The following is a 19,771-nucleotide window of genomic DNA, read 5'->3' on the forward strand; positions in this document are numbered from 1 at the left end:
TCTCGTCCTCCGTGAGGACACCTGAGCATTCGAAGAGGTAGCCCTACATGTCTGCGATTCGCATCCCCGATCGACTCCGTCGTCTGAACAAGGTCCAGAAGATCTCCGTGGCCGGTGTGTCGGCCCTGGCCGTCGCCTCCCTGACCTTCTCGCTCGTCCCGTCGAACGCCGAGGCCGAGGTCTCCCCGCAGGCAGCCGGTGCTGCCGCCCCCGTCGTCTTCACCGGCGGCTCCGCCCAGGCCAAGACCGTGCAGAACAGCATGATCGAGCAGCACTCCACCGCCGAGAAGCTGGTGAAGGCCGCCGACGCCGCCAAGGCGAAGGCCGCCGCCGAGACCAAGGCCAAGGCCGCCAAGGCGAAGGCCGCGGCCGAGGCGAAGGCCAAGGCCGCCGCCGACGCCAAGGACAAGGCCGAGAAGGCCGCCAAGGCCAAGGCGGACGCGAAGAAGCGCGCGACCGAGAAGGCCAACCGCTCCACCGCGCGCAAGCCCGTCTACGCGAACAACCTGGACGGCTGGATCCGCGAGGCCATGTCGATCATGAAGAAGGAAGGCATCCCCGGCTCCTACGAGGGGATCCACCGCAACATCATCCGTGAGTCCAGCGGTAACCGCTGGGCCATCAACAACTGGGACATCAACGCCCGGAACGGCATCCCCTCCAAGGGTCTGCTCCAGGTGATCCAGCCCACCTTCGACCGCTACCACGTGGCGGGCACCAAGAAGGACCTGTACGACCCGGTCGCCAACATCGTCGCCGCCTGCAACTACGCGGCCGACCGCTACGGCTCCATGGACAACGTGAACAGCGCGTACTGAGCACCGATGCGCTGAGCCGCTGAGCCCAGCCGCCGTACACATGCCGGAGGCCGGCACCCCGCGGGGTGCCGGCCTCGGCGTCGTTCCGTACGTGGTTCCGTACGTGTCCTACTTGCGCATGACCTCGGGCTCGTGGCGCCGCAGCAGTCGCGCGACCGCGATGCCGCAGATCACGCCGAGCGCGAGCAGGACCGTGATGTTGATGCCCCACTGGCCCGCGGTGTGCTCCCACAGCGGGTCGAGGTCGGTGGGGTTCTCCGGGTCCCACGGCGGCGTCAGACGCCCCAGGTCCAGCGTGGCGCCGGCCGCCGCCATCGCCCAGCGGGACGGCATCAGCCAGGCGAACTGCTCCAGGCCGGGCGACCCGTACACCTGGAAGAGCACGCCGGTGAAGACGACCTGGACGATCGCGAACATCACCAGCAGCGGCATGGTCTTCTCGGCGGTCTTCACCAGCGAGGAGATCACCAGGCCCACCATCATCGAGGTGAAGCCCAGCGCGATGATCGAGAGGCAGACCTCGACGGCCGGGGGCATGATCAGGCCCTCGTCCGGCAGCTGGCGGGTGGCGAAGCCGATGCCGCAGATGATCACGCCCTGGAAGGCGGTGATCACGCCGAGGACGATCACCTTGGACATCAGGTACGCGGAGCGGGACAGGCCGGTGGCCCGTTCGCGCTCGTAGATGACCCGTTCCTTGATCAGCTCTCGTACGGAGTTGGCGGCGCCGGAGAAGCACATGCCGACCGCGAGGATCAGCATGATCGTTCCGGCCTTGCCGTTGAACCGGGACGGCGGGGTGGGATCGCCCAGTCCGAACTCGGCCGGGATGACCACGCTGACCACGCCCAGCACGGCGGGCAGGATCAGCATCAGGCCCATGAAGCCCTTGTCGGACGCGATGACGGAGGCGTACCTCCGGATCAGCGTCCACAGCTGCGCCATCCAGCCCTGCGGCTTCGGCGGGCGCATCTGCTGCGGGGGCGGCATGTTGACCGGCTGGGCCGCGACCGCGTCGATGTCGGCGGCGTACATCTGGTAGTGCTGCGAACCGCGCCAGCGGCCCGCCCAGTCGTAGTCGCGGTAGTTCTCGAAGGCGGAGAAGACGTCGGCCCAGCTGGTGTAGCCGAAGAAGTTCAGCGCTTCCTCCGGCGGACCGAAGTAGGCGACGGAACCGCCGGGCGCCATCACGAGGAGCTTGTCGCAGATCGCCAGCTCGGCGACCGAGTGCGTGACCACGAGCACGGTGCGGCCGTCGTCGGCGAGGCCGCGCAGCAGCTGCATGACATCGCGGTCCATGCCCGGGTCGAGGCCGGAGGTCGGCTCGTCCAGGAAGATCAGCGAGGGCTTGGTGAGCAGCTCCAGGGCGACCGAGACGCGCTTGCGCTGGCCGCCGGAGAGCGAGGTGATCTTCTTGTCCTTGTGGATGTCGAGCTTGAGCTCGGCGAGGACCTCGGTGATCCGGGACTGGCGCTCGGCCTCGGTGGTGTCCGCGGGGAAGCGGAGCTTGGCCGCGTACTTGAGGGCCTTGGTGACGGTCAGTTCCTTGTGCAGGATGTCGTCCTGCGGGACCAGACCGATGCGCTGGCGCAGCTCGGCGAACTGCTTGTACAGGTTTCGGTTGTCGTAGAGGACGTCACCCTGGTTGGCGGGCCGGTAGCCGGTGAGCGCCTTGAGCAGGGTGGACTTTCCGGAACCGGACGGGCCGATGACCGCGATCAGCGACTTCTCGGGAACGCCGAAGGAGACGTCCTTGAGGATCTGCTTCCCGCCGTCGACCGTCACCGTGAGGTGGCGGGCGGAGAAGGAGACCTCACCGGTGTCGACGAACTCTTCCAGCCGGTCGCCGACCAGCCGGAACGTCGAGTGACCGACACCGACGATGTCGTTCGGGCCGATGAGGGCCGAGCCGGACTTGTGGAGCGGCAGACCGTTGACGTACGTGCCGTTGTGCGAGCCGAGGTCGCGGATCTCGAAGCGGCCGTCGGGCGTCGCGTGGAACTCGGCGTGGTTGCGGGAGACCTGGAGGTCGGAGACGACCAGCTCGTTCTCCAGCGCACGACCGATGCGCATGACCCGGCCGAGGGCCAGCTGGTGGAACGTGGTCGGGCTGCGGTCGCCGTAGACCGGCGGCGCCCCCGCGGCACCGCCCTGCCCCGGACCGCCCGGCTGCCCGGGGCCCTGCTGGTGCGGCACCTTCTGTTGCGGAGGCTGCTGGTGCTGCGGAGGCTGCTGGTGCGGGGCCTGCTGCTGGGGCGCCTGCGGCTGCTGCCAGGCCTGCTGCGGGGCAGGGGCCTGGTGCTGGGCCGGGGCCTGGTGTGCGGGTGCCTGCTGTCCGTGCCAGCCCGCGCCGGCGCCCTGGGGCTGCTGGTGGGGCTGCTGCACGGGAGCCTGCTGGGCGCCGGCCGCCTGGCCGCCGGCGACACCCGCGCCCGCGCTGAGGCTCACCCGGGGCCCGTCGGTGGCGTTGCCCAGGTGCAGCACCGAGCCGGGGCCGATCTCCACCTGCTGGATCCGCCGGCCCTGCACATAGGTGCCGTTGGTGCTGCCGTGGTCCTCGATGAGCCAACTGCGGCCGCTCCAGCTGATCGTGGCATGCCGCCACGAGACCCTGGCGTCGTCGATCGCCAGGTCGCCCTGCGGATCACGTCCAAGGGTGTACGACCTGGACGGATCGAGCGTCCAGGTGCTGCCATTCAATTCCAGTACGAGTTCCGGCACTCCGCGCCCCACTAGTTGTCCCCCGTGTTACCCCCGTCGCAGGGAGTCTAGGGATGCTGAACATCGTGGGGAACTATTCCAGGACCAGTCCCCGATCGGAAAGTCGGGCGGGTGAAGACCGCGCGGAGACCTGCGCGAACACCCCGATACCGGGGGTCGAAACCTGAGCGCAACGGGCGAAGTGCGGATGAAGAGCCGGTTACCGCCCAGAGAATGTTCAGCGACGCCATAGCGGGTGATACGGGACAGCCGACATGGCTGTGCGCAAGACCCGTACCGGCCAGATCCTCGCAGTGCCGGAAGCGGTGCCCGGATGATTCCGTCCGGCACTCGGGACGGGCGACCGGAGGAGGTCCCGGGACCGATACGGTGGGAGCACCATGAGCGCATCTCAGCCACCTCAGCCCCTCTCGTCTCCTGAGCCCTCTGAGCCCCCTGAGCCCCGTCGGGTCGACGGGACCGGTGACGCGACTCCTCCGGGCGGCGACGCACCCACCCTTCTCGTCAAGATCTTCGGCAAGGACCGTCCGGGCATCACCGCCGGACTCTTCGACACCCTCGCCGCGTACGCGGTGGACGTCGTGGACATCGAGCAGGTCGTCACCCGGGGCCGCATCGTGCTGTGCGCCCTGGTGACCGCTCCCACCGCGGGCGGCAGCACCGAGGGCGACCTGCGGGCGACCGTGCACAGCTGGGCCGACTCCCTGAAGCTGCAGGCCGAGATCATCTCCGGCATCGGCGATAACCGCCCCCGCGGTGACGGCCGTTCCCATGTGACGGTGCTGGGACACCCGCTCACCGCGGAGTCGACCGCCGCCATAGCGGCCACCATCACCTCGACCGGCGGAAACATCGACCGGGTCTTCCGGCTGGCGAAGTACCCGGTCACCGCCGTCGAGTTCGCGGTGTCGGGGACCGGGACCGAGGAGCTGCGGACCGCGCTGGCCACGGAGGCCGCGGAGATCGGCGTGGACGTCGCGGTGGTCTCGGCGGGGCTGAGCCGGCGGGCCCAGCGGCTGGTGGTCATGGACGTCGACTCCACGCTGATCCAGGACGAGGTGATCGAGCTCTTCGCGGCGCACGCGGGCTGCGAGGACAAGGTCGCCGAGGTGACCGAGCAGGCGATGCGCGGCGAGCTGGACTTCGAGCAGTCGCTGCACGCCCGGGTCGCGCTGCTGGCCGGTCTGGACGCCTCGGTGGTGGACAAGGTGCGCGCCGAGGTACGGCTCACCCCCGGCGCCCGCACCCTGATCCGTACGCTGAAGCGGCTCGGCTATCAGGTCGGCGTGGTCTCCGGCGGCTTCACCCAGGTCACGGACGACCTGAAGGAGCGGCTCGGCCTCGACTTCGCCTCGGCCAACACCCTGGAGGTGGTGGACGGGAAGTTCACCGGCCGGGTCGTCGGCGAGGTGGTGGACCGGGCGGGCAAGGCGCGGCTGCTGCGGAGCTTCGCCGAGCAGGCGGGGGTGCCGCTGGCCCAGACGGTGGCGATCGGCGACGGGGCGAACGACCTGGACATGCTGAACACCGCCGGGCTCGGCGTCGCGTTCAACGCCAAGCCGGTGGTCCGTGAGGCGGCGCACACCGCGGTGAACGTGCCGTTCCTGGACACCGTGCTCTATCTGCTCGGCATCACCCGCGAAGAGGTCGAGGCGGCGGACGGCCTCGTCGACTGACCCCGGACAGGTGGCAGGGCCCCGGCACCGCGGTGGTGCCGGGGCCCTGTGCGTGCGCTCAGTCGTTCGGCGTCCAGTACTCGGTGAGCTTGCCGGCCCCGTGCTCCACGCTCTTCCAGGAGCCGGGGAACTCCACCACGGCGTACGCGGCGGTGGGGAAGCCGTCCCGGGTCATCCGGGCCAGGGTGTCGCCGTCGGCCGAGCCGGAGAGGGCGTCGGCGGCCCCGTGCATCCCGGGGTTGTGGCCGATGACCAGGAGGTTGCGCACCTCGTCCGGGGTCTCGTTGAACAGGGCGATCAGTTCGCCGAGGGAGGCCTCGTACAGCCTCTCCTCGTAGACGGTGCGGGGGCGCTGGGAGAATTCATGGACCGCCAGCTTCCAGGTCTCCCGTGTCCTGGCGGCACTGGAGCAGAGGGCCAGATCGAAATCGATGCCGGAATCGGCGAGCCTGCGGCCGGCCACGGGCGCGTCCTTTCGGCCGCGCTCGGCCAGCGGGCGCTCATGATCGGAAGCCTGTGACCATTCCGCCTTGGCATGCCGGAGAAGGACGATCCTGCGAGGTGTCTCGACGCTCATACACCTCAGCTTCGCATGAAACGCGGCCTCGGGCGCAGGGTGTTGACGTGCTCGTCCGGGGAGTTGGCGGGCTGGTCCGGGGCGGGTTCGCCTCAGCGTGCCAGCAGCTGGAGGGTGCGCTCGATCAGCTGTCCGAGCGCGGGGTCGCCGGTGGCGGCATGGGCCTGCCCGGGGCTGAGGATCATCAGCAGCAGGGCGGCGAAGGCGACGGCGGGCAGGGCCACGGCCCACCAGGGCAGCCGGATCTCGACACCGTCCGCGGCCGGTCGGTGGGACCTGGTGTGCGTCGGTGCCGGCATGTCCGCCTCCGTGGGTCATCGGGTCGATACCGAAGAACCTACGGACCGGAGGCGGCCGGCCCCATCCGGTGATCCACCCACTTCACCCTGACCCTGGCCCCCTAGGGGAAGGTGGGGCTAGCACCACCCCTGTGGGGTCCACCGGGCCCTCGGGCGTCAGGGGGAGGCGATCGTGGCGATCACACCGATGACGACGGTGATGAGGAGCATCGCCCCGAACACGAGGAGAAGCTTCTTCTGGCCGTTCTGGGGATTCGGATCGAGCACTGGCATGACGCCAGTGTCGCATCTCAGCATTCGTCCTCGATCGTCCGGTCCCGGCCCGCCAGGATCCCGGCCACCATCTGGGGAATCATCAGGCCCGCCATCAGGGCGATCGGCAGCCCCCAGCCGCCGCTGTGCTGGTAGAGCACGCCGACGAGCAGCGGGCCGGGGATCGAGAGCAGATAGCCGGTGGACTGGGCGAAGGCGGAGAGCCGGACCACGCCCGCGCCGGACCGGGCCCGCATGCCGATCATGGTGAGGGCGAGCGGGAAGGCGCAGTTGGCCACGCCGAGGAGCACGGCCCAGGCCCAGGCGCCGGCGGCGGGGGCGAGGTAGAGCCCGCCGTAGCCGATCAGGCCGCAGAGGCCGAGGACGACGACGATGGGGCCCTGCTGCTTGAGCCGGGAGGCGACCCGGGGGATGACGAAGGCGAGCGGGACGCCCATCGCCATGGTGACCGCGAGCAGGACTCCGGCCGTGCCGGCGGAGACCCCGGCGTCGCGGAAGATCTGCGGCATCCAGCCCATGGTGATGTACGCGGCGGTGGCCTGGAGCCCGAAGAAGCAGGCGAGGCCCCAGGCGGTGCGACTGCGGGTGATCCGGAGGGCGGGCGCCTCGGCGGCGTTCGCGACCGCCGGGCCCGGCTGGCCGGGGGCCGGGGTGCGATCGCGTACGAGGACGATCCAGGGCAGCACGGCGACGGCGGCGAGCACGGCCCAGACGGCGAGGCCGGTCCGCCAGTTGCCGCCCAGCGCCCCGGTGACGGGGACGGTGACGGCGGCGGCCAGGGCGGTGCCGAGGGCCAGGGCCATGGAGTAGAGGCCGGTCATGGTGCCGACGCGGTCGGGGAACCAGCGCTTGACGATCACCGGCATCAGGATGTTGCTGACGGCGATGCCCATCAGGGCCAGGGCGCTGGCGGCCAGGAATCCGGCGGTGGAGCCGATGTACGGGCGGATGATCAGGCCGGCCGCGATGGCGGCCATGCCCGCGCAGACGACGGCTCCCGCGCCGAAGCGGCGGGCGAGACGCGGCGCCATGACGCCGAAGACGGCGAAGCAGAGCGGCGGCACGGAGGTGAGGACGCCGGCCACGCTGCCGCTCATGTGCAGCCCCTCGCGGACCTCTTCGAGGAGGGCGCCGAGGCTGGTGATGGCGGGGCGGAGGTTCAGGGCGGCCAGGACGAGCCCGACGGCGATGAGGCGCAGCAGCCAGGGCGCGGGCGCCCCGTCCGTACCGGGGAGCCGCTCGGCGCGGGGGTCGTGGGAGGTGCGCGCGGCGGGGCCGCGGTTCAGGGTCGGGGTCTGCGTCTCGTCGTCCGGCATGGAGCCATCATAGAATCATGGGATGATTGATTGTCCAATCCGTTTCGTCCTCCGTTCCGCCCTCCGGTCTCCCCTGATCTCCCCGGCTTCCTGAGAGAATCCGGGCCGGACCCGACCAGCTCACGAACTAGGAGCATCATGGCGCTGACGTCTCCGCGGCGTTCGGCACTCGCCGACCAGGTGATCGCCCAGCTGAGGAACCAGATCACCTCGGGCGAGTGGCCGGTCGGCTCACGGATTCCGACCGAACCCGAGCTGGTCGAGCAGCTCGGGGTGGCCCGTAACACCGTGCGCGAAGCCGTGCGGGCCCTCGCGCACAACGGGCTGCTGGACATCCGGCAGGGCTCCGGCACCTATGTGATCGCCACGAGCGAGCTGGCCGGGGTGATGCACCGCAGGTTCGCGGCCGCCGACCCCCGGCACATCGCGGAGCTGCGCTCGACGCTGGAGTCGTCGGCGGCCCGGCTGGCGGCGGCCCGGCGCACCGACCGGGACCTGCGGCAGCTGGACAGCCTGATGGCGCGCCGGGAGGAGGCCTGGTCCTCGGGCGACGCGGAGGCGTTCGTGGCGGCGGACGCGACGCTGCACCTGGCGGTGGTCGCGGCCTCGCACAACGACGTCCTGACGGAGCTGTACGCCGACCTCGGGGATCTGCTGCGCGACTATCTGCGCGGTGACGTGGGGCCCGAGCTGCGGCCGGAGAACCACATGGACCACGGCCGGCTGGTCGAGGCGATCCGGGCCGGGGACGCGGAGACGGCGGCGGCCGAGGCGGCGAGCCATGCGCTGAACTGCCTGGCGGACCGGGTCTGACCCTCTCCCCCGGGCTCGCTCACAGGGGCGCGGGGCGGTGGCTGACCCAGGCCGTGGCCACCTCTTTCCAGCAGCGGTCCTCCAGCCGTACGGTCCGGCCGGGCTCCACCGCGACCGTCGCGCCGTCCGCGTCGACGTCCCACCAGCGGTCGCACTCGGTGTGCAGCCGCACGAGGTCGGTGGAGGGGTAGGGGTTGTGGCAGTACGCGACGACCCGGGAGCCCTCTATGGACGTACGGCACTCGGAGCCGGCCGGTTCGGGCTTCGGGGGCTCCTCCCCCGTACCGGAGTCGGCCCCTCTGGCGGCATGGACGCCCAGGGGTACGGCGAGGGCGGCGACGACCACCGGGGCGGCCAGCAGGAGACGGGTTCGGCGGCGCGTGGGACGCACGGCGATCTCCCTCCCGCAGCCTGACAAGAAGTCCGGTTCCTCCCCATTCTGCGGTGGATCGGCCGACTTTTCGACCGGAGCGGCAGCGGGCGGCCACGGACCGTGAACGGCCCCCGGCCGCGTACCGCATCCGGAGGGACCGGGGGTACGCAGCCGGGGGCCGTCTCGCAGGGGTGGTGCGCGGTCAGGCGCCCATCATGTGCACGCCGCTGTCGACGTGGATGATCTCGCCCGTCGTGCGCGGGAAGAAGTCGGAGAGCAGGGCGACGATGCCGCGGCCGGCCGGCTCCGGGTCGGACATGTCCCAGGCGAGCGGGGCACGGTGGTTCCAGACGTCGGCCAGCTCCGAGAAGCCCGGGATGGACTTGGCGGCCATCGAGCCGATCGGGCCGGCGGAGATCAGGTTGCAGCGCAGCCCGTCCTTGCCCAGGTCACGGGCGAGGTAGCGGGAGGTGGCCTCCAGCGCGGCCTTGGCCGGGCCCATCCAGTCGTACTGCGGCCAGGCGTACTGGGCGTCGAAGGTGAGGCCGACGATCGAGCCGCCCTCGCTCATCAGCGGCTTGCAGGCCATGGCCAGCGACTTCAGCGAGAACGCCGAGACGTGCATCGCGGTGGCGACGGACTCGAACGGCGTGTTGAGGAAGTTGCCGCCGAGCGCGTCCTGCGGCGCGAAGCCGATGGAGTGGACGACGCCGTCCAGCGAGCCGAGCTCCTCGCGGACCAGGTCCGCCAGGCGGTCCAGGTGCTCCTGGTTGGTCACGTCCAGCTCGATGACCTTGGCCGGCTTCGGCAGCTTCTTGGCGATGCGCTCGGTCAGGGTGGGGCGGGGGAAGGCCGTCAGGATGACCTCGGCACCCTGCTCCTGGGCCACCTTGGCGGCGTGGAACGCGATGGACGACTCCATCAGCACCCCGGTGATCAGGATGCGCTTGCCGTCGAGAATTCCGCTCATGGTGATCAGTGACCCATGCCCAATCCGCCGTCAACGGGAATGACGGCTCCAGTGATGTACGACGCGTCGTCGGAGGCGAGGAAGCGCACCGCGGCGGCGATCTCCTCGGGCTGCGCGTAGCGGCCGAGCGGCACCTGGGACACGATGCCCTTGCGCTGCTCCTCGGTGAGCACCTGGGTCATGTCGGTGTCGACGAAACCGGGGGCGACGACGTTGAAGGTGATGTTCCGCGAGCCGAGTTCACGGGCCAGCGACCGGGCGAAGCCGACCAGCCCGGCCTTGGAGGCGGCGTAGTTGGCCTGACCGGCCGAGCCGAGGAGGCCGACGACGGAGGAGATCAGGACGACGCGGCCCTTCTTGGCGCGCAGCATGCCGCGGTTGGCGCGCTTGACGACCCGGAAGGTGCCGGTGAGGTTGGTGTCGACGACGGAGGTGAAGTCGTCCTCCGACATCCGCATCAGCAACTGGTCCTTGGTGATGCCGGCGTTGGCGACCAGCACCTCCACGGGACCGTGCTTCTCCTCGATCTCCTTGTAGGCCTGCTCCACCTGCTCGGCGTCCGTGATGTCGCAGCGGACCGCGAGGACACCGGCCTCGGCGAGGGCCTGGGGCGGCTCTCCGGAACGGTAGGTGATCGCGACCTGGTCGCCGTTGTCGGCGAAGGCGCGGGCGATGGCGAGGCCGATGCCCCGGTTTCCTCCGGTGACGAGAACCGAGCGGCTCAACGGATCACCCTTTCCTTGGCTGTGTGGTACCTCGAAAACCTATCGGTACCGTGCTCCGATCGAGGAATCGGGCCCTGACAGTGGCTTGTCCGGGGTGCTGTCGGGTTCCTACAGTCCGCGGGCTTACGTGGTCGGCGCACGCGTCCGCGATATCCCCCGGTGCGGTCACCCTCAGGCGTGGTTCACTGCCGTGGTGTATCGAGAAGGGAACTCCCTGTGCCCCACGAGGTAGATCAGTCATTCCTGGCCCTGCCGTCACGAGCGCTGGCCGACGCGGCGCTCGCCCGAGCACGGGCGCTCGGCGCGACGCACGCCGACTTCCGGCTGGAGCGGGTGCGCAGCGCCTCCTGGCGGCTGCGGGACGCGCGGCCGGCCGGGGCGTCGGACAGCACGGACCTCGGTTACGCGGTGCGGGTGGTGCACGGCGGGGCATGGGGGTTCGCCTCGGGCGTGGACCTGACGATGGACGCGGCCGCGAAGGTGGCCTCGCAGGCCGTCGCGATGGCCAAGCTGTCGGCGAAGGTGATCGCGGCCGCCGGCTCCGACGAGCTGGTGGAGCTGGCGGACGAGCCGTCGCACGGTGAGCGGACCTGGGTCTCGGCGTACGACGTCGACCCCTTCTCCGTACCGGACGAGGAGAAGGCGGCGCTGCTCGCCGAGTGGAGCGGGCGGCTGCTGGGCGCGGAGGGCGTCGCGCATGTGGACGCGTCGCTGATGACCGTGCACGAGAACAAGTTCTACGCGGACACGGCGGGCACCGTCACCACGCAGCAACGGGTGCGGATCCACCCGCAGTTCACCGCTGTCGCGGTGGACGGCACGACCGGTGAGTTCGACTCGATGCGCACGATCGCGCCGCCGGTGGGCCGGGGCTGGGAGTATCTGACCGGCACCGGCTGGGACTGGAACGCCGAGCTGGAGGAGATTCCCGGGCTGCTCGCGGAGAAGATGCGCGCGCCGAGCGTCGAGGCGGGCGCGTACGACCTGGTCGTCGACCCGTCGAACCTGTGGCTGACCATCCACGAGTCGATCGGCCACGCCACCGAGCTGGACCGGGCGCTGGGGTACGAGGCGGCGTACGCCGGGACCTCGTTCGCCACCTTCGACCAGCTGGGCAAGCTGGCGTACGGCTCCCCCGTGATGAACGTGACGGGCGACCGCACCGCCGAGCACGGCCTCGCGACGGTCGGGTACGACGACGAGGGCGTCGAGGCGCAGTCGTGGGACCTGGTGAAGGACGGCACGCTGGTCGGCTACCAGCTGGACCGCCGGATCGCGAAGCTGACGGGCCTCGGCCGTTCCAACGGCTGCGCGTTCGCGGACTCGCCGGGCCATGTGCCCGTACAGCGCATGGCGAACGTGTCGTTGCAGCCGGATCCGGGCGGGCTCTCCACGGAGGACCTGATCGGCGGGGTCGAGCGCGGGATCTACGTGGTCGGTGACCGGTCCTGGTCGATCGACATGCAGCGCTACAACTTCCAGTTCACCGGGCAGCGGTTCTTCCGCATCGAGAACGGCCGGCTCGCCGGGCAGCTGCGCGATGTGGCGTACCAGGCGACGACCACGGACTTCTGGGGCTCGATGGAGAAGGTCGGCGGCCCCCAGACGTATGTCCTCGGCGGCGCGTTCAACTGCGGCAAGGCCCAGCCGGGCCAGGTCGCGGCGGTCTCGCACGGCTGCCCCTCCGCCCTCTTCCGGGGCGTCAACATCCTCAACACGACGCAGGAGGCCGGACGATGAGCCGCGTCAGCAAGCCGTACGAGATCGTCGAGCGGGCTCTGGAGCTGTCCACCACGGACGGCCTGGTGGTCATCGCCGACGAGGAGTCCTCCGCCAATCTGCGCTGGGCGGGCAACGCGCTCACCACGAACGGGGTGACCCGGGGGCGGACCCTGACCGTCATCGCGACCGTCGACGGCGCGCAGGGCACGGCATCCGGCGTCGTCTCCCGGTCCGCCGTGACCACCGACGACCTGGAGCCGCTGGTGCGCGCCGCCGAGGCCGCCGCCCGGGGCGCGGGGCCGGCCGAGGACGCGCAGCCGCTGGTGAGCGGGGTGCCCTCCTCCCCCGATTTCACGGACGCGCCCGCCGAGACCGGTTCGGAGGTCTTCGCGGACTTCGCCCCGGCGCTCGGCGACGCCTTCGCCCGCGCCCGCTCCGGGGGCCGCGAGCTGTACGGCTTCGCGAACCACGAGCTGACCTCCACCTACCTGGGTACGTCGACGGGGCTGCGGCTGCGCCACGACCAGCCGAACGGGACGCTGGAGCTGAACGCGAAGTCGCCGGACCGTACCCGCTCGGCGTGGGCGGGCCGGGCGACCCGGGACTTCAAGGACGTCGACCCTGCGGCGATGGACGCGGAGCTGGCGCGGCGGCTGCGCTGGGCTGAGCGGCGCATCGAGCTGCCGGCCGGCCGGTACGAGACGCTGCTGCCGCCGACCGCGGTCGCCGACCTGCTGATCTACCAGCTCTGGTCGTCCACCGCGCGGGACGCGGTCGAGGGCCGGACGGTGTTCTCGACGCCGGGCGGCGGTACGCGCCTGGGCGAGCGGCTCGCCCCGCTTCCGCTGACCCTGCGCAGCGACCCGCACGCCCCGGGTCTGGAGTCGGCGCCGTTCGTGATCGCCCACTCCTCCGGCGACAGCGGTTCCGTCTTCGACAACGGGCTGCCGCTGGCCCCGACGGACTGGGTCCGGGAGGGAAGGCTGGAGCGGCTGACGACCACCCGGCACACGGCGGACCTGACCGGCCTGCCGGTCGCCCCGGGCATCGACAACCTGGTGCTGGACGGGGGCGGCGAGCGGTCGCTGGAGGAGATGGTGGCCGCGACGACCGGGCGGGCGCTGCTGCTGACCTGCCTCTGGTACATCCGCGAGGTGGACCCGGCGACGCTGCTGCTGACCGGGCTGACCCGGGACGGCGTCTATCTGGTCGAGGACGGCCAGGTCGTCGGCGAGGTGAACAACTTCCGGTTCAACGAGTCGCCGGTGGACCTGCTGTCCCGGGCCTCGGAGGCGGGGCGTACGGAGAAGACGCTGCCGCGCGAGTGGGGCGACTGGTTCACCCGGGCCGCGATGCCCGCGCTGCGCATCCCGGACTTCAACATGAGCTCGGTCAGCCCGGGCGTATGACCCGCCTAGACTGACTCTTAAACCTCTACACCTGCAAGGAGCACCGGAACCGTGACGGACATCGTCGACGAGCTGAAGTGGCGCGGGCTGTTCGCCCAGTCCACTGACGAGGACGCATTGCGCAAGGCTCTCGCGGACGGTCCCGTCACCTTCTATTGCGGCTTCGACCCGACCGCCGCGAGCCTGCACGTGGGACACCTCGTGCAGGTGCTCACCATGCGGCGGCTCCAGCAGGCGGGCCTGAAGCCGCTCGCCCTGGTCGGCGGGGCCACGGGGCAGATCGGCGACCCGCGGCCCACCGCCGAGCGGACGCTGAACGACCCGGAGACCATCGCCGCCTGGGTGCAGCGGCTGCGGGGGCAGATCGAGCCCTTCCTCACCTTCGAGGGCCCGAACGCGGCGACGATGGTCAACAACCTGGACTGGACCGCGGGCCTGTCCGCGATCGAGTTCCTGCGGGACATCGGCAAGCACTTCCGGGTCAACAAGATGCTCACCAAGGACTCGGTCGCCCGGCGGCTGGAGTCGCAGGAGGGCATCAGCTACACCGAGTTCAGCTACCAGCTGCTCCAGGGCATGGACTTCCTGGAGCTGTACCGCCGGTACGGCTGCACCCTCCAGCAGGGCGGCAGCGACCAGTGGGGCAACCTCACCGCGGGCATCGACCTGATCCACCGGCTGGAGCCGGGCGCGGGCGTGCACGCGCTGGCGACGCCGCTGATGACGAAGGCGGACGGGACGAAGTTCGGCAAGTCCGAGAGCGGCGCGGTCTGGCTCGACCCGGAGATGACCACGCCGTACGCGTTCTACCAGTTCTGGCTGAACGTGGACGACCGGGACGTCTCCCGCTACCTGCGCATCCTCAGCTTCAAGAGCCGGGCGGAGCTGGAGGAGCTGGAGAAGCTGACCGAGGAGCGGCCGCAGGCGCGTTCCGCGCAGCGGGCGCTGGCCGAGGAGCTGACGACGCTGGTGCACGGCGGTGCGCAGTGCGCGGCCGTCATCGCGGCGTCGAAGGCGCTGTTCGGGCAGGGTGATCTGGCCGAGCTGGACGAGGCGACGCTGAGCGCCGCCCTGTCCGAGGTGCCGCACGCCACCGTCGCCGAGCTGGGTCCGCTGGTGGACCTGCTGGTGGAGGTCGGTCTCGCGCCCAGCAAGTCGGGGGCGCGTCGCACGGTCAAGGAGGGCGGCGCCTACGTGAACAACGTGAAGGTCGCCGACGGTGAGGCCGCGCCGGACGCCGGGGAGCTGCTGCACGGGCGCTGGCTGGTGCTGCGCCGGGGCAAGAAGAACCTGGCGGCCGTGGAGGTCCGTCCGGCGGTCTGACCCCTCCCGCTCAGCACGACGCCGCGGCCGGACACGCTGTTTCTCGCGTGTCCGGCCGCGGCGTTCCGGGTGGCCTCTGTACCGGTCAGGTTCTCTGTTTCCGGTTGCCCCGGATCGCCTGCCAGGCCATGTCGCCGACGGCGACGACCGCCACGGCGCCCGCCAGCTGCAGCACATGACGGATCCAGTCGATGCCCTTGGTGTCCTCGACACCGATCCAGCCGGCCACGGCGTTGCCGAGGATGCTGCCGAGGATGCCGAACACGGCCGTCAGCCAGAGCGGGATGTCCTGCTTACCGGGCAGGATCGCTCTGGCGATGACACCGAGCACCAATCCCACGATGATTGCCCACAACCAGCTCATTTCGCCTCCTCGTACGGCGCGGAGTGCGCGTTCGCCCAGTCTTGGCCCGCCGCCCGGCCGCCGCATGCCCGGTTGGGCCGTACGGGGGACCGGGCCCGTTGCGCCGAACGCGCCCCGGTCTCCTGCTCGGCGGAGGCCGGGCGTACCGTGGATGCGGCCCGGTCCGGGGAGCGTCCGGCGACGAGATCTGGTGGTGGAGCATGCTGCGGAGGAACGCGGGTCCGGAGGTCATCCGGATCACGGGCGCCCGTCAGGGACTCACGGACGACGTCCGCGGCCGACAGCGGCGGTATGTGATCTCGATGTCGGTGCGCACGGTGTCGGTGGTGCTGGCCGCGGTGCTGTGGAACGTGGAGCGGCATGTGGCGATCGTGGCGCTCGTGCTGGGCGTGCTGCTGCCGTATGTGGCGGTGGTCATCGCCAACGCGGGCCGGGAGAACGCGACTTCGCTCCCGACGACGTTCGTGCAGATGCCGATGCGGCCCGCTCTGGAGGCCGCTCCGGTGGCCGGTTCCGCGGAGTCCGGGGCCGCCGACGGGGCGTCCGGCCGGGTCCCGCCGCCGCAGGAGCACACCTGACCTCGCGGGTACCGCGAAGCTCACGAAAAGCTCAGATCAATCATGACGTTCCGGTGCACCGCACCCCGGTCCCCGTGACATACTTCGAGTGCGCTCCGCATCCCCCGTCGGAGCGACGGACCGACGCCGGGCAGCTCCCCCCGTGGCTGCTCGGCGTCGCCCTTTCTCCGGCCGGGGATGCGTCAGGAAGCTCGCGGAGCACCTGACTTAGGCTGGGTGGCGTGATCTTTCCCGAGACGTCCGCCGAGAGTTCCACCGGTGCCCCGCTCTGTTCCGCCAAGGGCTGCCGGGCCGCCGCCGTGTGGGTGCTCGCCTGGAACAACCCGAAACTGCACACGCCCGAGCGGCGCAAGACCTGGCTGGCCTGCGACGAGCACCGGGAGCACCTGTCCTCGTTCCTCGATGTACGGGGTTTCCTCAAGGACGTCGTGGCGCTGAAGGACTGGGAGTCCGACCCCAAGGGCCCCGAGGGCTCCGGGGGCTCCGGGGGCTCCGGGGGCTCGCGGGACGCCTGAGCGTCAGCCGCCGATCGCCGACATCGGGCGGTCGGGCTGCAGGAAGGACGGGTCGTCCAGTCCGGAGCCCGCCTTCTTGCCCCACATCGCCGTCTTCCAGAGCTGGGCGATCTCCTCGTCGGGTGCGTCGCCGCGCAGCGCCCCGCGCAGATCCGTCTCCTCGCGGGCGAAGAGGCAGGTGCGGACCTGGCCGTCGGCGGTGAGCCGCGTACGGTCGCAGGCGCGGCAGAACGGGCGGGTGACCGAGGCGATCACGCCGACGCGGTGCGGGCCGCCGTCGACGGTCCAGCGCTCGGCGGGGGCGGAGCCGCGGGAGGCGTCGCTCTCGGCGGTGAGGGTGAAGCGGGTGCGCAGCGAGGCGAGGATGTCGCCGGCGGTGATCATGCCGTCGCGCTTCCAGCCGTGCTGGGCGTCGAGCGGCATCTGCTCGATGAAGCGGAGCTCGTAGTCGTGGGCCACGGCCCAGGCGAGCAGCTCGGGGGCCTCGTCGTCGTTGAGTCCCGGCATCAGGACGGAGTTGACCTTCACCGGGGTGAGCCCGGCCTCGCGGGCGGCCTCCAGGCCGTCCAGCACGTCCTGGTGGCGGTCACGGCGGGTGAGGGTCTTGAAGACGTCGGGGCGCAGGGTGTCCAGAGAGACGTTGACCCGGTCGAGGCCGGCGGCCTTGAGGGCGGTGGCGGTCCGCTTGAGTCCGATGCCGTTGGTGGTGAGCGACATGCGGGGGCGCGGGGAGAGCGCGGCGCACTGCTCGACGATGGAGACGAGGCCGGGGCGCAGCAGGGGCTCGCCGCCGGTGAAGCGGACCTCGGTGATGCCGAGCGAGGTGACGGCGATGCGGATCAGGCGCACGATCTCGTCGTCGGAGAGCAGCTCGCTCTTGCCGAGCCACTGGAGGCCCTCTTCGGGCATGCAGTAGGTGCAGCGCAGGTTGCACTTGTCGGTGAGTGACACGCGCAGGTCGGTGGCGACCCGGTCGTAGGTGTCGATGAGCACGGTGGGTCCCTCCCCCGGGGTGGTGCGGTCGCTCTTCTGCGGCTACCGGTACTTCCGAGCCTACGTGAGACGTGTGACAACGGCGTGGCCCGTTTGCCACGAGGTGCGGCCGGGCCGCGTCGTAGGACTCTACGACGCGGCCCGGCCGCGGGTGGTGGGTGATGGGCCGAACGGGCCCGCCCGCTCCGGTGTGGTCAGTGGGCTCCGACGCCGGTGAGGGACTTGACCTCCAGTTCGGCGTACTTGTCCGTGTCGGGCTTCTCCTTGGAGATCAGCGAGCCGACCCAGCCGAGCAGGAAGCCGAGCGGAATCGAGATCAGGCCGGGGTTCTCCAGCGGGAACCAGGCGAAGTCGACGCCCGGGAACATCGAGGTCGGCTTGGAGGAGACGACCGGCGAGAACAGCACCAGCAGGACGGAGGAGGCGAGACCGCCGTAGATGGACCACAGGGCCCCCTGGGTGGTGAAGCGCTTCCAGAAGAGGCTGTAGAGGATCGTCGGCAGGTTGGCGGAGGCGGCGACCGCGAAGGCCAGGGCGACGAGCCCGGCGACGTTGAGGTCGCGGGCGAGTGCGCCGAGTGCGATGGAGACGATGCCGATGGCGACGGTGGCCCAGCGTGCGGCGCGGACCTCCTCCTTCTCGGTGGCCTGTCCCTTGCGGATGACGTTGGCGTAGATGTCGTGCGCGAAGGACGAGGAGGAGGCGAGGGTGAGTCCGGCGACGACGGCCAGGATGGTGGCGAAGGCGACGGCGGAGATCACCGCGAGGAGGATGGCGCCGCCGGTGGATCCGGAGCCGCCGCCGATCTCCAGTGCGGCGAGTGGCGCCGCGGTGTTGCCCGCCTTGTTGGAGGCGATGATGTCGCCCGGCTTGAGGATCGCGGCGGCGCCGAAGCCGAGCACGATCGTCATCAGGTAGAAGGCGCCGATGATGCCGATCGCCCAGTTCACGGACTTACGGGCGGCCTTGGCGGTGGGCACCGTGTAGAAGCGGATCAGGATGTGCGGCAGGCCGGCGGTGCCGAGGACCAGGGCGATGCCGAGCGAGATGAAGTCCAGCTTCGAGACGCCGGTGGCGCCGTACTTCAGGCCGGGCTCCAGGAAGGCCGCGCCCTTGCCGCTGTTGCTGGCGGCGGTGCCGAGCAGGTCGGAGATGTTGAAGTTGAACTTCAGCAGGATCAGGAAGGTGATGAGCAGGGTGCCCGCGATGAGCAGGACGGCCTTGACCATCTGCACCCAGGTGGTGCCCTTCATGCCGCCGATGGTGACGTAGAGGATCATGAGCACGCCGACCAGGGCGACGATGAGGATCTTCCCGGCGTCGCTGGTGATGCCGAGCAGCAGCGAGACGAGGACGCCCGCGCCGGCCATCTGGGCCAGCAGGTAGAAGATCGAGACGACGATCGTGGACGTACCTGCGGCGGTGCGGACGGGGCGCTGGCGCATCCGGTAGGCGAGGACGTCGCCCATGGTGTAGCGGCCGGAGTTGCGCAGCGGTTCGGCGACCAGGAGCAGGGCGACGAGCCAGGCGACGAGGAAGCCGATGGAGTACAGGAAGCCGTCGTATCCGAAGAGCGCGATGGCTCCGGCGATGCCGAGGAAGGACGCGGCGGACATGTAGTCGCCGGAGACCGCGAGTCCGTTCTGGAATCCGGTGAACTGGCGGCCGCCCGCGTAGAAGTCGGCGGCGCTCTTGGTCTGCCGGCCCGCCCACACGGTGATGAAGAGGGTCGCCACGACGAAGGCGGCGAACAGCGTGATGATCAGCGGCCGGTGCTCGCTCGCCCCCTCGGTGGCGGCGAGCTGGACGGTGGGATAGAGGGCGTGGGCGGCGCTCATACGTCGGCCTCCATACGGGACTTGATCGCTTCGGCCTTGGGGTCGAGCTTGGTGGCGGCGTGCCGGGAGTAGAGCCAGGCGATGAGGAAGGTGGTGGCGAACTGGGCGAGTCCGAGGACGAGCGCCACGTTGATGTTGCCGACGACCTTGGTGGCCATGAATCCGCCCGCGTAGTTGCAGAGCAGGACGTACAGCAGGTACCAGGTCACGAAGGCGATGGTCAGCGGGAAGGCGAAGGAGCGGTGGGAGCGGCGCAGGTCGGCGAAGTCCGGGCTCGCCTGCATCGCGATGAAGGCCTCGGTGGTGGGCTGGTGGGGTCCGGCGGGCGATGTGCCCTCGGGCGGCGGTGCATCGGTAGCCACGGAATCTCCTCGCGACGCGGGTGCGGTGATCTGGGGGACGGTGGGTGTCATGGGAGGCCTCGTTACCGGCGGGGACGGTGATGTACCTCCTGGACAACGGCACGGA

The 19,771-nt window shown here is 70.6% G+C and carries 20 protein-coding genes; 8 read left to right on the forward strand and 12 right to left on the reverse strand.

Translation table 11 applies throughout. The features are described from left to right. The first annotated feature begins 47 nt into the window (after positions 1-47). Complete coding sequence (locus ACSMXR_RS06310) at positions 48-818, forward strand: transglycosylase SLT domain-containing protein (protein WP_137233915.1); 771 nt, start codon at positions 48-50, stop codon at positions 816-818. A gap of 108 nt (positions 819-926) precedes the next feature. Here the strand turns inward: ACSMXR_RS06310 and ACSMXR_RS06315 are convergent, their stop codons facing one another. Continuing rightward, complete coding sequence (locus ACSMXR_RS06315; RefSeq protein WP_381794658.1) at positions 927-3,551, reverse strand: ABC transporter ATP-binding protein/permease; 2,625 nt, start codon at positions 3,549-3,551, stop codon at positions 927-929. A 368-nt stretch (positions 3,552-3,919) separates the two neighbouring features. Between ACSMXR_RS06315 and serB the strand changes: the two genes are divergently transcribed. After that, entirely contained in the window at positions 3,920-5,215 is a 1,296-nt protein-coding gene (gene serB / locus ACSMXR_RS06320) for a phosphoserine phosphatase SerB (RefSeq protein WP_137233913.1), read from the forward strand. Positions 5,216-5,273: 58 nt separating this feature from the next. On the opposite strand, the gene ACSMXR_RS06325 is transcribed toward serB, so the two are convergent. From ACSMXR_RS06325 to ACSMXR_RS06340, 4 genes are all read right to left on the reverse strand, one after another. Beyond that, the gene (locus ACSMXR_RS06325; RefSeq protein ID WP_030088573.1) at positions 5,274-5,792 is read right to left on the reverse strand and encodes a SixA phosphatase family protein; all 519 of its coding nucleotides are present in this window, start codon (positions 5,790-5,792) and stop codon (positions 5,274-5,276) included. Positions 5,793-5,884: 92 nt separating this feature from the next. Continuing rightward, on the reverse strand, positions 5,885-6,091 hold the full coding sequence (locus tag ACSMXR_RS06330; protein ID WP_103511023.1) for a hypothetical protein: 207 nt from the start codon (positions 6,089-6,091) through the stop codon (positions 5,885-5,887). 156 nt (positions 6,092-6,247) lie between these two features. Next, positions 6,248-6,364, reverse strand: a complete 117-nt coding sequence (locus tag ACSMXR_RS06335; RefSeq protein WP_007446146.1) for an SGM_5486 family transporter-associated protein — start codon at positions 6,362-6,364, stop codon at positions 6,248-6,250. A gap of 17 nt (positions 6,365-6,381) precedes the next feature. Next, positions 6,382-7,680: a CynX/NimT family MFS transporter gene (locus ACSMXR_RS06340; RefSeq protein WP_218527987.1), complete on the reverse strand. Its 1,299-nt coding sequence runs from the start codon at positions 7,678-7,680 to the stop codon at positions 6,382-6,384. A 138-nt stretch (positions 7,681-7,818) separates the two neighbouring features. Here ACSMXR_RS06340 and ACSMXR_RS06345 point away from each other — a divergent pair, with 138 nt between their 5' ends. Continuing rightward, positions 7,819-8,493 (forward strand): FadR/GntR family transcriptional regulator, encoded by a 675-nt coding sequence (locus tag ACSMXR_RS06345; protein ID WP_137233911.1) that lies wholly within the window; start codon positions 7,819-7,821, stop codon positions 8,491-8,493. A 19-nt stretch (positions 8,494-8,512) separates the two neighbouring features. Here the strand turns inward: ACSMXR_RS06345 and ACSMXR_RS06350 are convergent, their stop codons facing one another. From ACSMXR_RS06350 to fabG, 3 genes are all read right to left on the reverse strand, one after another. Then, positions 8,513-8,884, reverse strand: a complete 372-nt coding sequence (locus ACSMXR_RS06350) for a hypothetical protein (protein ID WP_030088581.1) — start codon at positions 8,882-8,884, stop codon at positions 8,513-8,515. Positions 8,885-9,068: 184 nt separating this feature from the next. After that, entirely contained in the window at positions 9,069-9,836 is a 768-nt protein-coding gene (gene fabI / locus ACSMXR_RS06355) for an enoyl-ACP reductase FabI (protein WP_030088583.1), read from the reverse strand. Between the two features lie 5 nt (positions 9,837-9,841). Next, on the reverse strand, positions 9,842-10,561 hold the full coding sequence (fabG, locus tag ACSMXR_RS06360; RefSeq protein WP_137233909.1) for a 3-oxoacyl-[acyl-carrier-protein] reductase: 720 nt from the start codon (positions 10,559-10,561) through the stop codon (positions 9,842-9,844). 216 nt (positions 10,562-10,777) lie between these two features. Here fabG and ACSMXR_RS06365 point away from each other — a divergent pair, with 216 nt between their 5' ends. From ACSMXR_RS06365 to tyrS, 3 genes are read left to right on the forward strand one after another with little or no spacing between them, the layout of a single operon-like run. Then, positions 10,778-12,301, forward strand: coding sequence for a TldD/PmbA family protein (locus ACSMXR_RS06365; protein ID WP_137233908.1), 1,524 nt, complete (start codon positions 10,778-10,780; stop codon positions 12,299-12,301). Next, entirely contained in the window at positions 12,298-13,692 is a 1,395-nt protein-coding gene (locus tag ACSMXR_RS06370) for a metallopeptidase TldD-related protein (protein WP_376188933.1), read from the forward strand. Before ACSMXR_RS06365 ends, ACSMXR_RS06370 begins: the two co-directional genes overlap by 4 nt. Before the next feature lie 51 nt (positions 13,693-13,743). Beyond that, entirely contained in the window at positions 13,744-15,015 is a 1,272-nt protein-coding gene (gene tyrS, locus ACSMXR_RS06375; protein ID WP_473171392.1) for a tyrosine--tRNA ligase, read from the forward strand. A gap of 85 nt (positions 15,016-15,100) precedes the next feature. On the opposite strand, the gene ACSMXR_RS06380 is transcribed toward tyrS, so the two are convergent. Further along, the gene (locus tag ACSMXR_RS06380) at positions 15,101-15,379 is read right to left on the reverse strand and encodes a GlsB/YeaQ/YmgE family stress response membrane protein (RefSeq protein ID WP_030088592.1); all 279 of its coding nucleotides are present in this window, start codon (positions 15,377-15,379) and stop codon (positions 15,101-15,103) included. A gap of 200 nt (positions 15,380-15,579) precedes the next feature. Between ACSMXR_RS06380 and ACSMXR_RS06385 the strand changes: the two genes are divergently transcribed. Together ACSMXR_RS06385 and ACSMXR_RS06390 are read left to right on the forward strand one after the other, a co-directional pair. Beyond that, positions 15,580-15,957 (forward strand): DUF3099 domain-containing protein, encoded by a 378-nt coding sequence (locus ACSMXR_RS06385; protein WP_030088593.1) that lies wholly within the window; start codon positions 15,580-15,582, stop codon positions 15,955-15,957. Positions 15,958-16,178: 221 nt separating this feature from the next. Beyond that, positions 16,179-16,472, forward strand: a complete 294-nt coding sequence (locus ACSMXR_RS06390; RefSeq protein ID WP_473171393.1) for a hypothetical protein — start codon at positions 16,179-16,181, stop codon at positions 16,470-16,472. A 3-nt stretch (positions 16,473-16,475) separates the two neighbouring features. Here ACSMXR_RS06390 and moaA read toward each other — a convergent pair whose 3' ends face one another. The 3 genes from moaA to ACSMXR_RS06405 all read right to left on the reverse strand — a co-directional run bounded on the left by moaA (position 16,476) and on the right by ACSMXR_RS06405 (position 19,665). Then, positions 16,476-17,465, reverse strand: coding sequence for a GTP 3',8-cyclase MoaA (gene moaA / locus ACSMXR_RS06395; protein ID WP_473171394.1), 990 nt, complete (start codon positions 17,463-17,465; stop codon positions 16,476-16,478). Between the two features lie 194 nt (positions 17,466-17,659). After that, positions 17,660-19,303 (reverse strand): solute symporter family protein, encoded by a 1,644-nt coding sequence (locus ACSMXR_RS06400; protein WP_137233903.1) that lies wholly within the window; start codon positions 19,301-19,303, stop codon positions 17,660-17,662. Then, a complete protein-coding gene (locus ACSMXR_RS06405) occupies positions 19,300-19,665 on the reverse strand; it encodes a DUF485 domain-containing protein (RefSeq protein ID WP_381794651.1) in 366 nt (121 codons plus the stop codon). Before ACSMXR_RS06405 ends, ACSMXR_RS06400 begins: the two co-directional genes overlap by 4 nt. Between the last annotated feature and the right edge of the window lie 106 nt (positions 19,666-19,771).

The sequence above is a fragment of the Streptomyces sp. DSM 106670 genome (genome assembly GCF_055792845.1).